This window comes from Arthrobacter sp. BG5 (assembly GCF_056680155.1).
This window is the reverse complement of the sequence record NZ_CM155268.1, coordinates 586,606-599,571: the sequence shown is the minus strand read 5'-3', so window position 1 is coordinate 599,571 and position 12,966 is coordinate 586,606. Positions and strand designations below refer to the sequence as shown.

The 12,966-nt window shown below is 67.3% G+C and carries 12 protein-coding genes and 1 tRNA gene; 7 read left to right on the top strand and 6 right to left on the bottom strand.

What is annotated here, in order from left to right:
- Positions 1–19 precede the first annotated feature (19 nt).
- On the bottom strand, positions 20–1,264 hold the full coding sequence (locus AC1MBE_RS02695) for a PucR family transcriptional regulator (protein ID WP_479780693.1): 1,245 nt from the start codon (positions 1,262–1,264) through the stop codon (positions 20–22).
- 198 nt (positions 1,265–1,462) lie between these two features.
- A complete protein-coding gene (gene aceE, locus AC1MBE_RS02690) occupies positions 1,463–4,243 on the bottom strand; it encodes a pyruvate dehydrogenase (acetyl-transferring), homodimeric type (RefSeq protein WP_479780691.1) in 2,781 nt (926 codons plus the stop codon).
- A gap of 426 nt (positions 4,244–4,669) precedes the next feature.
- Between aceE and AC1MBE_RS02685 the strand changes: the two genes are divergently transcribed.
- From AC1MBE_RS02685 to AC1MBE_RS02665, 5 genes are all read left to right on the top strand, one after another.
- Positions 4,670–5,089, top strand: coding sequence for a DUF3052 domain-containing protein (locus AC1MBE_RS02685; RefSeq protein WP_346960829.1), 420 nt, complete (start codon positions 4,670–4,672; stop codon positions 5,087–5,089).
- Positions 5,086–5,589 carry a peroxiredoxin gene (locus tag AC1MBE_RS02680; protein ID WP_479780690.1) on the top strand — a complete coding sequence of 168 codons (504 nt, stop codon included), beginning with the start codon at positions 5,086–5,088 and terminating at the stop codon, positions 5,587–5,589. The genes AC1MBE_RS02685 and AC1MBE_RS02680 overlap by 4 nt, the downstream gene beginning before the upstream one ends.
- A gap of 40 nt (positions 5,590–5,629) precedes the next feature.
- Entirely contained in the window at positions 5,630–6,523 is an 894-nt protein-coding gene (locus AC1MBE_RS02675; RefSeq protein WP_479780688.1) for an NAD-dependent protein deacetylase, read from the top strand.
- Between the two features lie 101 nt (positions 6,524–6,624).
- Positions 6,625–6,700, top strand: a tRNA-Val gene (locus tag AC1MBE_RS02670).
- 118 nt (positions 6,701–6,818) lie between these two features.
- Entirely contained in the window at positions 6,819–7,109 is a 291-nt protein-coding gene (locus tag AC1MBE_RS02665) for a hypothetical protein (protein WP_479780686.1), read from the top strand.
- Positions 7,110–7,283: 174 nt separating this feature from the next.
- Here the strand turns inward: AC1MBE_RS02665 and AC1MBE_RS02660 are convergent, their stop codons facing one another.
- On the bottom strand, positions 7,284–8,012 hold the full coding sequence (locus tag AC1MBE_RS02660; RefSeq protein ID WP_479780684.1) for a FadR/GntR family transcriptional regulator: 729 nt from the start codon (positions 8,010–8,012) through the stop codon (positions 7,284–7,286).
- 227 nt (positions 8,013–8,239) lie between these two features.
- Here AC1MBE_RS02660 and gndA point away from each other — a divergent pair, with 227 nt between their 5' ends.
- The gene (gndA, locus tag AC1MBE_RS02655; RefSeq protein ID WP_479780682.1) at positions 8,240–9,676 is read left to right on the top strand and encodes an NADP-dependent phosphogluconate dehydrogenase; all 1,437 of its coding nucleotides are present in this window, start codon (positions 8,240–8,242) and stop codon (positions 9,674–9,676) included.
- An 80-nt stretch (positions 9,677–9,756) separates the two neighbouring features.
- On the opposite strand, the gene epsC is transcribed toward gndA, so the two are convergent.
- From epsC to msrA, 3 genes are all read right to left on the bottom strand, one after another.
- Entirely contained in the window at positions 9,757–10,341 is a 585-nt protein-coding gene (gene epsC / locus AC1MBE_RS02650) for a serine O-acetyltransferase EpsC (protein ID WP_138769044.1), read from the bottom strand.
- A 34-nt stretch (positions 10,342–10,375) separates the two neighbouring features.
- A complete protein-coding gene (gene cysK / locus AC1MBE_RS02645) occupies positions 10,376–11,311 on the bottom strand; it encodes a cysteine synthase A (protein WP_479780679.1) in 936 nt (311 codons plus the stop codon).
- Between the two features lie 67 nt (positions 11,312–11,378).
- Positions 11,379–11,903 (bottom strand): peptide-methionine (S)-S-oxide reductase MsrA, encoded by a 525-nt coding sequence (gene msrA, locus AC1MBE_RS02640; RefSeq protein WP_479780677.1) that lies wholly within the window; start codon positions 11,901–11,903, stop codon positions 11,379–11,381.
- Between the two features lie 110 nt (positions 11,904–12,013).
- Here msrA and AC1MBE_RS02635 point away from each other — a divergent pair, with 110 nt between their 5' ends.
- Complete coding sequence (locus tag AC1MBE_RS02635; RefSeq protein WP_479780675.1) at positions 12,014–12,907, top strand: Nif3-like dinuclear metal center hexameric protein; 894 nt, start codon at positions 12,014–12,016, stop codon at positions 12,905–12,907.
- Positions 12,908–12,966 lie beyond the last annotated feature (59 nt).

The window sequence follows — 12,966 nt, the reverse complement described above, 5'->3', positions numbered from 1 at the left end:
GTAGGAAGTCTACAACGGGTCAGGAGTTGTTACGCGACGGCTGGCGTTCCGGGGCGGGCCTGGGCGGGGCCGAAAGCCGGCCCACCACGAGCGCTGCCTGGAGCACAAACGCCTCGCGGGGGATCAGCGGATCCCAGCCCGTGACGTCGCAGACGCGCTTGAGCCGGTACCGGACGGTGTTGGCGTGGACGAAGAGCTCGCGGGCCGTCGCCTCAAGCGAATGGCCAAGTTCCAGGTAGGTCCCGAGCGTCTCAACCAGGCCGTTGGACGCCGCGACCAGGGGCCGGTAGATGTTCTTAACCAGCGAGCGGCGGGCCGCGTCGTCACCGGAGATCACCCGTTCGGGCAGCAGGTCGTCGGCCGCCACGGGACGCGGCGCGGAGGGCCAGGCCCGGGCGGCGGTCAGGCCGGCGAACGCGGACTGGGCGGAGCTGCTGGCCTCCAGCAGCGAGCCGGCCTCGGCGCCGTAGACCACCGGGCCGGGGGCGAAAAGTTCACTGAGCTTCTGGCAGGCCGTTTCGCGGTCCTGGACGCCGCCCAGGATCAGGATCAGCCGGTCGCCCTGGATGCCCACGAGCGCGTCCTCGGCGAAGCGCCCGGCGGTGCGGCGCAGCTCGCTGACGTAGCTGGCGCTGGGTTCGGACGGGGAATTTCCCACCATCACGGTGAAGCGTTCCTGTGCTTTCCAGCCCAGCGCGGCGATCCGGGAGCGCAGCGCGTCGGTGTTCTCGCCGCGCAGGATCGCGTCGACAATGAGCGCCTCCAGCCGGGTGTCCCAGGACCCGCGGGTCTCTGCGGCGCGCGCGTAGACGTCGGCCGCGGCGAAGGCCACCTCGCGGGAGTAGCGCAGCACGGCCTCGCGCAGGGCGGACTGATCCGCTTCGGGCGCGATGATCGGCACCTGGTCTTCGACCACCTCGACCACGATCCGGATCAGCTGCAGCGCTTTCTGCAGGCTGATCGAGCGGGTGAGTTCGGTCGGGGCGGTGCCGAAGACATCGGAGAGGATCCACGAGGGCGAGCTGGGCCGCTCGAACCAGGTGACGAAGGCGGCGATGCCGTTCTGCGCCACCATGCCCAGGGCGGAGCGCTCGTCGGAGTTCAGCCGGCTGTACCAGGGCAGCGACTTTTCCAGCTGGCGCAGCGTGGTGGTGGAGAGCTGGCCCACGCTGGCGCGGAGCTTCTTCAGCGTCTCCGCCTTCTCCGGGGTGAGCGCCCGCACGGACGGTTTGCGTTTTGCGGGAGTGGTGGTGGGCTCTGCCATGCATCGAGCATACGGTGCGCGTCGTCCAAGCTCCATTTGTGCAAAGGCTACAAGTCGCTTTGGGCTGCATCACAGCCGCGGCGGGCGCGCCGGGCCCCGTGCGGAGCCGGGCCGCGGGGTTAAACGCCCGACGGCGGCCCCCACCCAGGTGGGAACCGCCGTCGGGCGCTGCTGTGCGCTGCTGTTACCGGCGCTCGGTCAGGACTCGCCGCCCGCGTTGCCGGTGGTGCCGGCGTTGACGTTGAGCAGGCGGTACTTCTCGATAGCCTGGGCCGGGGCCTGGGCGTCGACCTCGCCGCGGCGGGCCAGCATCTGCAGCGAACGGACCACGATCGAGTGGATGTCGTTCTTGAAGAAGCGGCGCGCGGCGGCGCGGGTGTCCGAGAAGCCGAAACCGTCAGCACCGAGCGAGGCGAACTCGTTCGGGACGAACTGCCGGATCTGGTCCGGAACGGCCTTCATGTAGTCCGAGACCGCCACGATCGGTCCGGTGGCGCCTGCGAGCTGTTCGGTGACGAACGGGACGCGGGCGGGCTGGCCCGGGTTGAGGAAGGCGTCTTCCTCGGCGGCCATGGCGTCGCGGCGCAGCTCGGTCCAGGAGGTCACGGACCAGACATCGGCGGAAACACCCCAGTCCTCGGCGAGGATCCGCTGGGCCTCAAGGGCCCAGGGGACGGACACGCCGGAGGCCAGGATCTGCGTGCGAGGGCCGTCGATCTTGGCCGGTGCCAGCAGGTAGATGCCCTTGATGATGCCCTCGGTGTCGAGCTCGGCCGGTGCCGGGGGCTGGACGATCGGCTCGTTGTACACCGTGATGTAGTACATCAGGTTCCGCGACGGATCGTTGTCCGCGGGGCCGGGACCGTACATCCGGTTCAGGCCGTCGCGCATGATGACGCCGATCTCGTAACCGTAGGCCGGGTCGTAGGTGACGACGGCCGGGTTGGTCGAGGCGAGGATCGGGGAGTGGCCGTCAGCGTGCTGCAGCCCTTCGCCGGTCAGCGTGGTCCGTCCGGCGGTGGCGCCGATGATGAACCCGCGGGTCATCTGGTCCGCGGCGGCCCAGAAGGAGTCCCCGGTGCGCTGGAAGCCGAACATCGAGTAGAAGACGTAGATCGGGATCAGCGGTTCGCCGTGCGTGGCGTAGGAGGTGCCCGCGGCGGTGAAGGCGGCGACCGAACCGGCCTCGTTGATGCCCGCGTGCACGATCTGGCCGGCAATGGATTCCTTGTAGGCCAGGACGAGGTCGCGGTCCACGGACAGGTAGTTCTGGCCGTTCGGGTTGTAGATCTTGGCCGTCGGGAAGAACGCGTCCATACCGAAGGTGCGTGCCTCATCGGGGATGATCGGCACGATCCGGGAGCCGAAGTCCTTGTCCCGCATCAGGTCCTTGAGCAGGCGGACGAACGCCATGGTGGTGGCGGCCTGCTGCTTGCCGGAGCCCCGGTTGGCGACCTCGTACGCCTTGTCGCCCGGGAGGGTGACGTCGGTGTGCTTGGAGCGGCGTTCGGGGACGAACCCGCCGAGGGCGCGGCGGCGCTCCATCAGGTACTGGATCTCCGGGGCGTCGGCGCCGGGGTGGTAGTACGGCGGCTGGTACGGGTCCGCTTCGAGCTGCTCGTCCGTGATCGGGATGCGCAGGTGGTCGCGGAAGGCCTTCAGGTCGGCAAGCGTGAGCTTCTTCATCTGGTGGGTGGCGTTGCGGCCCTCGAAGTGGGTGCCCAGGCCGTAGCCCTTGACCGTGTGGGCCAGGATGACCGTCGGCTTGCCCTTGAACTCGGTGGCGGCCTTGTACGCGGCGTAGACCTTGTTGTAGTCGTGGCCGCCGCGCTTGAGGTTCCAGATCTCCTGGTCCGTCATGTCCGCGACCATGTCCTTGGTCTGCGGGGTCTTGCCGAAGAAGTGCTCGCGGACGAATCCGCCGGATTCGGCCTTGTAGGTCTGGTAGTCGCCGTCGACGGTCTCGTTCATGATCTTCACGAGCGAGCCGTCTTCGTCCTTGGCGAGCAGGTTGTCCCACTCGCGGCCCCAGACCACCTTGATGACGTTCCAGCCGGCGCCGCGGAAGAACGCTTCGAGCTCCTGCATGATCTTGCCGTTGCCGCGGACCGGGCCGTCGAGGCGCTGCAGGTTGCAGTTGATGACGAAGTTGAGGTTATCCAGCTTGTCGTTCGCGGCGAGCTGGAGCAGGCCGCGGGATTCCGGCTCGTCCATTTCGCCGTCGCCCAGGAACGCCCAGACCTGCTGGTCGGAGGTGTCCTTGATGCCGCGGTTGTGCAGGTAGCGGTTCGACTGCGCCTGGTAGATGGCGTTCATCGGGCCGATGCCCATCGACACGGTGGGGAACTCCCAGAACTCCGGCATCAGCCGCGGGTGCGGGTAGCTGGAGAGGGCGTGGCCCTCCTTGGACTTCTCCTGGCGGAAGCCGTCCAGGTCCTCCTCGGTCAGCCGGCCTTCCATGAAGGCGCGGGCGTACATGCCGGGGGAGGCGTGGCCCTGGAAGAAGACCTGGTCGCCGCCGCCGGGGTGGTCCTTGCCGCGGAAGAAGTGGTTGAAGCCGACCTCGTAGAGGGTCGCCGCGCCGGCGTAGGTGGAGATGTGCCCGCCGACGCCGATTTCGGGCCGCTGGGAGCGGTGCACCATCACGGCAGCGTTCCAGCGCAGCCATGCGCGGTACTTGCGTTCGATCTCCTCATCGCCGGGGAACGGCGCTTCCTGGTCCACCGGGATGGTGTTGACGTAGTCCGTGGTGGTCACCATCGGTACGCCCACGCTCTGTGCGCCGGCCCGCTGGAGCAAGCTGCGCATGATGTACTGGGCACGCTCGGTGCCCTGTTCCTGAATCAGTGTGTCCAGGGACTCCAGCCATTCGGCGGTCTCTTCCGGATCACGATCAGGCAGCTGGTTAGTCAACCCGCTGAGGATATGGGAGGTATCTTCTCCTGCAGCCACGTCCAACCTCTCTTTGAGCGCATTCATCGGCACCCTCAGCTCCGGCAGGGTAACTGCCTGGCGTGAACGCGACGTGTGCGACATATCGGTAACAGCAGCCCGGTCCTGTACGCCGGGCTAGGTCCAATCACAACCATGCCCGCCTGTATCAGCGGGCGGATGTCCGCGCAGGCATGGTCGTCATCAGCCACTCTAGCCGTGTGAGTCCGCGGATGCGTAGCCGCCGCATGGGGCCGCCGCCGTATTTCACGGGCATACTGGTTCTGTGACGCGGGACCCCTCCGGGATCCCCGGAACGGCCGGTGTGACGCAGAATATGGCGGATCGCGGGGTCCGCAGCTTGAAGCAAAGGCTCAAAGGGTGTTGGCTTGTAGTAATGGAAATCACTAGCACCACCAGGCAGTACACCGGCAGATGCAAACAGCAGACGCACCAACAGCATAGGAGTAACACGTGAGCGAGGCCGACGCCGCCACTTCGGTAAATGTGGCGGAAAAATTGGGTTTCAAAAATGGAGATCTGATTCAGGAATTCGGTTATGACGACGACGTCGACTTCGACTTGCGTGACGACATCGAGGACCTCACCGGCTCGGAACTCTTCGATGAGGACGACCACGAGGTAGTAGACGCCGCCATTCTCTGGTGGCGCGACGGCGACGGAGACCTCGTGGACACCCTCGTCGACTCGCTCACCTCCTTGACTGAGGGCGGGGTGGTCTGGGTACTGACCCCGAAGAACGGCCGGGACGGTTACGTGTCCCCGTCGGATATCCAGGACGCCGCCCCCACCGCCGGGCTGCACTGCACCACGTCCGCGGGTGTTTCCCGCGACTGGAGCGCCACCCGGCTGGTCACGCGGAAGAACAAATGACCCCAACCGGCGTGGAAACGCTGACGCTGCCGGCCGCCGTGCCCGCCATCGGCGAGGCCGCCCCCGACTTTGAGCTCGCCAACCAGTTTGGCGAGCCGGTCCGGCTTTCGGAACTGCGCGGACGCAATGTGGTCCTCGTGTTCTTCCCGTTCGCGTTCTCCGGGATTTGCACCGGTGAGCTCTGCGAAATCCGCGACAACCTTGCGCTCTTCGAGGACGCCGACGCCGCCGTGCTGGGGATCTCGGTGGACAGCAAGTTCGCGCAGCGCGCCTACGCGGAAAAGGAAGGCTACTCCTTCGACCTCCTCGCGGACTTCTGGCCGCACGGAGCCGTGGCCCAGCGGTACGGCGTTTTTGATCCCGACAGCGGCATGGCCAAGCGCGGCACCTTCATCATCGACGCGCACGGAACGGTACGCTACGTCGTCGTGAACCCCCGCGGCCAGGCCCGGGATTTTACCGAGTACCGCGCCGCGCTGGCGGGCCTCGCAGGGAACTGACAGGGGAGACAGCGTGAGGCAGCGGCGGCCCGGGGTAGGCATGACTGGTTTTGCCAGTCTGCCGCCGGTCTCTGCCGCCGAACCGGCGCGGAGCGACCTCGAGGTCCTGCAGGACATCCACGGCGTGCTCGCGGGGGAGCCGTTTGCGCTGCTCACCGGCGCGGGGCTCAGCACGGACTCGGGCATCCCGGACTACCGCGGCCCCGGAGCGGCCCCCCGAGCGCCGATGACCTACCAGGAATTCATCGGCGAACCCGAAAACCGCCGGCGCTACTGGGCCCGGAACCACATCGGCTGGTCGCATCTGCGCCGGGCCGACCCCAATGACGGCCACGCGGCCGCCGCCCGCCTGGAGCACCGCGGGCTCCTCACCGGCCTGATCACGCAGAACGTCGACCGCCTGCACGAGGACGCCGGAAGCGTCAACGTGGTGGACCTGCACGGCCGGTTCGACCAGGTGGTCTGCCTGGCCTGCCAGCGCCGCTACAGCCGTTCGCTGCTGGCCGGTGTGCTGGAGGAGCTCAACCCCGACTTCCTGACGGAAGCACTCGCGGCCGGCGTGGTGGAAATGGCGCCCGACGCCGACGCGACCGTGGAGGATTCGGACCTGATCGCAGGCTTCGTCGTCGCGAACTGTCCCGCCTGCGGCGGCACACTGAAACCGGACTTCGTCTATTTCGGCGAAAACGTCCCCAAAGACCGGGTGGAACGCTCCTACGCCATGGTGGACGCCGCCGCGGCCCTGCTGGTGGTGGGGTCCTCCCTGACCGTGATGAGCGGACTGCGGTTTGTCCGGCACGCGGCCAAGCAGGGCAAGCCCGTGGTCATCATCAACCGGGGACAGACCCGCGGCGACGACCTGGCGACGATCAAGCTGGAGGCGGGCGTCAGCGAATCGCTGACCTGGCTCGCCGCGGAACTCCCGGGCCTCTGAAGGCCGCAGGCGGGAGCGGCGGACGATTGGCGTTTCCGCCGCCGTTTCCGGTAGAGTCATTGTTCGTTGGTTGACGCACTGAAGTGCGGAAACAACACCTTGGGTCTTTAGCTCAGCTGGTAGAGCGCCACGTTTACACCGTGGATGTCATCGGTTCGATCCCGGTAGGACCCACCAAAGAGAACCCCGTCGCGGCAGGCCTAAACGCCAGCCGCGGCGGGGTTTTTTGCTGCGCCTTTTTCTACGGCCCTCACGGCCGCCCAGGATGTCGGTGGCCGCCCGTACAGTTCCGGGCATGGAACATGTGATGGTGAAGACCGGCCCGGACGGGCACCCGCTGGCGGTGGTCCGCAGCGGCCGCGAATGGGTGGTTGGCGCGGAGCCGGTGCGCTGGTTTGAGCGGGTGAGCTGGTGGGAGGCCGAGCGCCGGATGCCCAGGGGCCTGAGCCGGGTCGACGTCGAGGTGTGGCAGGTCCAGGCCCGGCTGGGCAAAAACCCCGGATCGGCCCTGACCACAATGGAAATCATCCGGGACGGCCTGGGCGGGGGCTGGCGGCTCCGGGAAGCCGTGGCGGACGCCGCGTGAAGACCACATGGAAAAGCCTGCTGGCAATGGAAAAGCCTTCCACCGCGACTATTGGGGGATGCCGCGGTGGAAGGCTTGTAAGAAATATACCGTGAATGCGTCCAAATGTGAAACGCCTAGCGGTTGAATTTGGCCATCGTCGGGACTAATTCGGGGTCCGCCGGCGCGGCAGCCCTAGCGGCGCTGGACCGGGACGAAGACGCGGGGCTGGTCTTTCCAGCTGGGCTCCATGTCGGCGATCGTCTCGCGCATGATCTTGCTGGAGGCCTCGCGGGCGGCCGCGCCGTTGCCGGCCGCAATCGCCTCCGCCACGTCCACGTGCCACTGCAGCGCGGAGGCCCTCGGATGGTCCGGCATCAGGCCGTGCACCGTGCGGCCGGTCAGGGTCTCGGCAACCTGGCCCACCATGTTGGCGAACATCTCGTTGCCCGAGCCGGCCAGCAGCAGCGAATGGAAGCGGATGTCCAGGTCCAGGAACCGCGGCACGTCGCCGGCCACGCCGGCCTCCCGCATGGCGTGCGAGACTTCCACCAGTTCGCTGCGGAGGTCGTCCGGGGCGTTGCCGGCCGCCAGTTCCGCCGCCACCGGCTCCACCGCGGTGCGTAGCTCGGCCAGGGAGCGCAGCTGGGCGCCGCGGCCTTCGCCGGCCAGGCGCCAGCGGATCACGAGCGGATCGAAGGGGTTCCACCGGCTGGCCGGGAGCACCCGGATGCCGACGCGTTTGATCGTCTCCACCAGCCCCAGCGACTGCAGGACGCGGACCGCCTCGCGGACCACCGAGCGGGAGACTTTCAGCTCGTCCTCGAGGTGCTCGGCCAGCATGACGTGGCCGGCGGGGAGGTCGCCGGCGACGATGCGGGCGCCCAGATGCTCGATGGCGCGGTGATGGAGGCTGGTCGACATAGTCGTAAGCATAATGGCGCCAACCGCGATCCCCGCGGCTGCGGGCACGGTGGCCGCGGAAAATCATAGACTGTTTGTGACGCGTCGTATTCCGCCACGTGGGCGCTGCTTTCCGGCAGGCCGCGGAAATACATATGGTTTATTGACAGCCACTGATCCCAAGAAGCGTGTTCCGCAGTAAGTGCGGGACGAATTGCACTCGATGCACAGAATGAATTGGAGTTTTGATGTCAGCACACATCGGTGTCACCGGCCTTGCGGTGATGGGGGCCAACCTGGCCCGGAACCTGGCCCGTAACGGCTTCACCGTTGCTTTGCACAACCGGTCGGTGGAGAAAACCGACGCGCTCCTCGAAAAGCACGGCCAGGACGGCGACTTCGTCCGTACCGAGACGCTGCAGGAACTCGTTGACTCACTGGAGAAGCCGCGCCGCGTGCTGATCATGGTCAAGGCCGGCAAGCCGGTGGACTCCGTGATTGAGCAGCTCGAACCGCTGCTGGAGCCCGGCGACATCATCATCGACGCCGGCAACTCGCACTACGAGGACACCCGCCGCCGCGAAGCCGCCCTCGCCGAAAAGGACCTGCACTTCGTCGGCATCGGCGTCTCCGGCGGCGAAGAAGGGGCCCTCAACGGCCCCTCGATCATGCCCGGCGGTTCCAAGGAGTCCTACAAGGCGCTCGGCCCGCTGCTGGAAAAGATCGCCGCGCACGTCGACGGCCAGCCCTGCTGCGCCTGGATCGGCACCGACGGCGCCGGCCACTTCGTCAAGATGGTGCACAACGGCATCGAATACGCCGACATGCAGGTCATCGGCGAGGCCTTCGACCTGCTCCGCTCCGGCGCCGGCATCGAGCCGGCCGAACAGTCCAAAATCTTCGCCGAATGGAACAAGGGCGAGCTGGCCTCCTTCCTGATCGAGATCTCCGCCGAGGTCCTCGGCCACGTTGACGCCAAGACCGGCAAACCGTTTGTCGACATCGTCGTGGACGCCGCCGGCCAGAAGGGCACCGGCCGCTGGACGGTCATCTCCGCCCTCGAACTCGGTTCCCCGACCTCGGGCATCGCCGAATCCGTGTTCGCCCGGGCGCTGTCCTCCCAGGCGGAGCAGCGCAAGCTGGCCCAGGAGCTGCTCGCCGGCGGCGAGGCCGCCGTCGAGGTCCCCGAAACCTTCGTCGAGGACGTCCGGCAGGCGCTGTACGCGTCCAAGCTGGTTTCCTACGCGCAGGGCCTGGACATGCTCACCTCCGCCGCCAAGGAATACGGCTGGGACCTCAAGCTGGACGAGATCGCTTCGCTGTGGCGCGGCGGGTGCATCATCCGCGCCGAGCTGCTCAAGGAAATCACCAAGGCCTACGCCGCGGCGGAGAAGCCCGCGAACCTGCTGTTCGCCCCGGCCTTCACCAAGGCGATCGCCGACGTCCTGCCGGCGTGGCGCCGCGTGGTGGCCACCGCCGTGCAGCTCGGCATCCCGGTGCCGGTGTTCTCCTCCTCGCTCGCCTACTATGACGGCCTGCGCCGCAAGCGCCTGCCGGCCGCCGTGATCCAGGGCCAGCGTGACCTCTTCGGTGCGCACACCTACGGCCGCATCGACACCGAGGGCACCTTCCACACCCTCTGGGGCGAGGACAAGTCCGAAATCGCCGCGGTGGACACGCACTAGTCCGGACCGGTATCGGTTAAGCGACAGCGGCCGGCGCCCCCGCTTTGGGGGCGCCGGCCGCTGTCTTATAACTGCGTGCCTTAGATCCGGTATTCGATCAGGTACTCGGCCGGGTCGACGGCGGGCTTGGTCTCGCGCTGGGCGTCGCGGTGCCGCCAGGTGGCCGGCACGCCGGTCAGGATCGACTCGGCCGGCGCGTCCTTGACCACGACGGCGTTGGCGCCGATGGCGCTGTCCCGGCCGATGGTGATGGGGCCCAGGACCTTGGCGCCGGCGCCGATGACCACACGGTCCTCGATGGTGGGGTGCCGCTTGATCTTGGCGAGCGAACGGCCGCCCAGCGTGACGCCGTGGTAGATCATGACGTCCTCGCCGATCTCGGCGGTCTCGCCGATCACTACGCCCATGCCGTGGTCAATGAAGAAGCGGCGGCCGATCGTGGCGCCGGGGTGGATCTCGATGCCGGTCAGGAAACGGGCCAGCTGGGAGATCAGCCGCGCCGGAAAGCGCAGCGACGGGTTCTGCCACAGCCGGTGCGTCAGGCGGTGCGCCCAGATCGCGTGCAGGCCGGAGTAGGCAAAGAAGTTTTCGAAAGAACCCCGCGCCGCCGGATCGTGGGACCTGGCGGCGTCGAGGTCTTCCTTCAGCCTTGCGAAGAAGCTCACAAAGACCTTTCTACGAAATTGTGGCGGGCCGGAATCAGCCGCGGATGTCGTCGTACAGCACGGTGGAGATGTAGCGCTCCCCGAAGTCGCAGACGATGGCAACAATCAGCTTACCGGCGTTCTCCGGCCGCTTGGCGAGCTCCAGGGCCGCCCAGACGATCGCGCCGGAAGAGATGCCGCCGAGGATGCCTTCCTTCACGCCGAGGTCGCGTGCCACGCGCACGGAGTCCTCCAGGGTGGCGTCGAGGACCTCGTCGTAGACGTTGGTGTCCAGGATGTCCGGCACGAAGTTCGCGCCGAGGCCCTGGATCTTGTGCGGGCCGGCGTTGCCGCCGTTGAGGATGGGGGAGTCCTTGGGCTCGACGGCGACGATCTGCACGTCGGGCTTGCGCTCCTTGAGCACCTGGCCGACGCCGGTGACGGTTCCGCCGGTGCCGACGCCGGCGACGAAGATGTCCACCTTGCCGTCGGTGTCGGTCCAGATTTCCTCGGCCGTGGTCCGGCGGTGCACCTCGGGGTTGGCCTCGTTGGCGAACTGCTGGGCCCAGATGGAGTTCTCCGTGTTGGCGACGATCTCCTGGGCCTTCTCCACGGCGCCGCGCATGCCTTCGGAACCGGGGGTCAGCACAATTTCGGCACCGTAGGCGCGGAGCATCACGCGGCGTTCCGTGGACATGGTCTCCGGCATGGTGAGGATGACCTTGTAACCGCGGGCGGCGCCGACCATGGCCAGGGCGATGCCGGTGTTGCCGGAGGTTCCCTCGACGATGGTGCCGCCGGGCTTAAGGGCACCGGACTTCTCCGCGGCATCGATGATGGCGACGCCGATCCGGTCCTTGACGCTGTTGGCCGGGTTGTAGAACTCCAGCTTGACCGCCACCGTGGCGTCCAGGCCTTCGCTCAGCCGGTTGAGGCGGACCAGCGGCGTGCCGCCGACCAGCTGGGTAACATCGTCATAGATCCGTGCCATGGGTATATGTGCCTATCTGTGAAGAGGGAATTCTAAGGTCAGCCTAACGATGGCGCTCAGGCCCTAGCTAAGCATTAAGCCATGCAGAGTAATATTTCCTGGCCTTCGCCAGCTTCGGGTTGATGATCACTTGGCAGTAGCCCTGCTCGGGGTATTTCGCGTAGTAGTCCTGGTGGAAATCCTCCGCCACGTGGAAGACCGGCAGCCGGCTCACCTCGGTGACGATCGGCTGCGCCCACAACCCCTGGTTCCGGTCGATCGCTTCCTCGAAGAGGATCTTTTCTTCGGTGGTCTCGTAGAACATCGACGAGCGGTACTGGGTGCCGACGTCGTAGCCCTGGCGGTTCAGCGTGGTGGGATCGTGCAGGGCGAAGAACATGTCCAGGATGACGTCGGCCGGGATCACCTCCTCGTCGAACGTCACCGCCACCACCTCGGCGTGCCCGGTGGTTCCGGAGCACACGGAGTAGTAGTCGGGGTTGCGGTCATGGCCGCCGGTGTAGCCCGAAACGACGGAGCTGACACCCTTGGTCTTCTGGTAGACGGCGTCGAGGCACCAAAAGCAGCCCCCGCCGAGGACGAAAGTTCTCATGTCCTGTTCAATGGACGAACGCCCCGGATCATTCCCGAAGCCGGCATTCAACGCGCATCCGGGACTCCCGGCACGGTGGCCGGGGCCGCGGATAGGGTAAAAATAAGGGTATGGAAGCTGCGAACACCGACGTTTCAGAACAGCCCGCCGAAGCCGACGTCCCCGGCGAAGCCGCCACGCTGGGCATGATCCTGCTGGCCGTCGAGGAGCTCTGGCCCGAATCGCTGGCGGAGGGGTGGGACGAGGTGGGCCTCGTGGCGGGGCACCCGTCCGCCGAGGTGCACAGGATCCTCTTCGCCGTCGACCCCACCCTCGAGGTCATCGAGGAAGCCGTCGCCTGGGGCGCCGAACTGCTGATCACCCACCACCCCCTGCTGCTCAAGGGCGTCACCTCCGTCGCGGCCAACACGCCCAAGGGCAAGGCCGTGCACCGTCTGATCGAGTCCGGGACCGCCCTGCTGACGGTGCACACCAACGGTGATTCCGCCGTCGGCGGCGTTTCCGATGTGCTGGCCGACGCGCTAGGCCTGCAGGACGTGGTGCCGTTGACGCCGGCCGCGAACGGCCTTCCGGAGGAGGGCATCGGCCGGGTCGGCGACCTCGCCGACGTCCAGACGCTGGGTGACTTCGCCGCGCGGGTGTTCGGCATCCTGCCGTCCGTGGCCGGCGGTGTCCGGGTGTCCGGCGACCGGGACGGCCTGGTGCGCCGGGTGGCGCTGTGCGGCGGCGCCGGCGATTCACTCTTCAACGAGGTCCGCGCGAGCAACGCCGACGTCTACCTCACCGCGGACCTGCGCCACCATCCGGCGTCGGAGGCGCGCGAGGCCGCCGTCAATGACCGGCCCTACCTGATCGACGTCTCGCACTTCGCCAGCGAGTGGCTGTGGCTGCCGGCGGCCGCCGAGGCCCTGGGAAATGTGCTGACCGACCAAGGGCACGACATCGAGATCCGGGTCAGCAGTACCAACAGCGACCCCTGGGACTTCATTCTGACTCCGGGCTAAGCCCGGCGTGCGGGGAGGGGCTCCGGGTGGGCGTAGCGAGGCCGGGGAGCACGCTAGGC

What these genes read in the sequence shown, in the direction of transcription:
- AC1MBE_RS02680 (WP_479780690.1), top strand. Translation starts at nt 5,086, where the DNA reads ATGACCCCAACCGGCGTGGAAACGCTGACGCTGCCGGCCGCCGTGCCC.
- aceE (WP_479780691.1), bottom strand. Translation starts at nt 4,243, where the DNA reads ATGAATGCGCTCAAAGAGAGGTTGGACGTGGCTGCAGGAGAAGATACC.
- AC1MBE_RS02675 (WP_479780688.1), top strand. Translation starts at nt 5,630, where the DNA reads ATGACTGGTTTTGCCAGTCTGCCGCCGGTCTCTGCCGCCGAACCGGCG.
- msrA (WP_479780677.1), bottom strand. Translation starts at nt 11,903, where the DNA reads ATGAGAACTTTCGTCCTCGGCGGGGGCTGCTTTTGGTGCCTCGACGCC.
- gndA (WP_479780682.1), top strand. Translation starts at nt 8,240, where the DNA reads ATGTCAGCACACATCGGTGTCACCGGCCTTGCGGTGATGGGGGCCAAC.
- AC1MBE_RS02635 (WP_479780675.1), top strand. Translation starts at nt 12,014, where the DNA reads ATGGAAGCTGCGAACACCGACGTTTCAGAACAGCCCGCCGAAGCCGAC.
- AC1MBE_RS02695 (WP_479780693.1), bottom strand. Translation starts at nt 1,264, where the DNA reads ATGGCAGAGCCCACCACCACTCCCGCAAAACGCAAACCGTCCGTGCGG.
- cysK (WP_479780679.1), bottom strand. Translation starts at nt 11,311, where the DNA reads ATGGCACGGATCTATGACGATGTTACCCAGCTGGTCGGCGGCACGCCG.
- AC1MBE_RS02660 (WP_479780684.1), bottom strand. Translation starts at nt 8,012, where the DNA reads ATGTCGACCAGCCTCCATCACCGCGCCATCGAGCATCTGGGCGCCCGC.
- AC1MBE_RS02665 (WP_479780686.1), top strand. Translation starts at nt 6,819, where the DNA reads ATGGAACATGTGATGGTGAAGACCGGCCCGGACGGGCACCCGCTGGCG.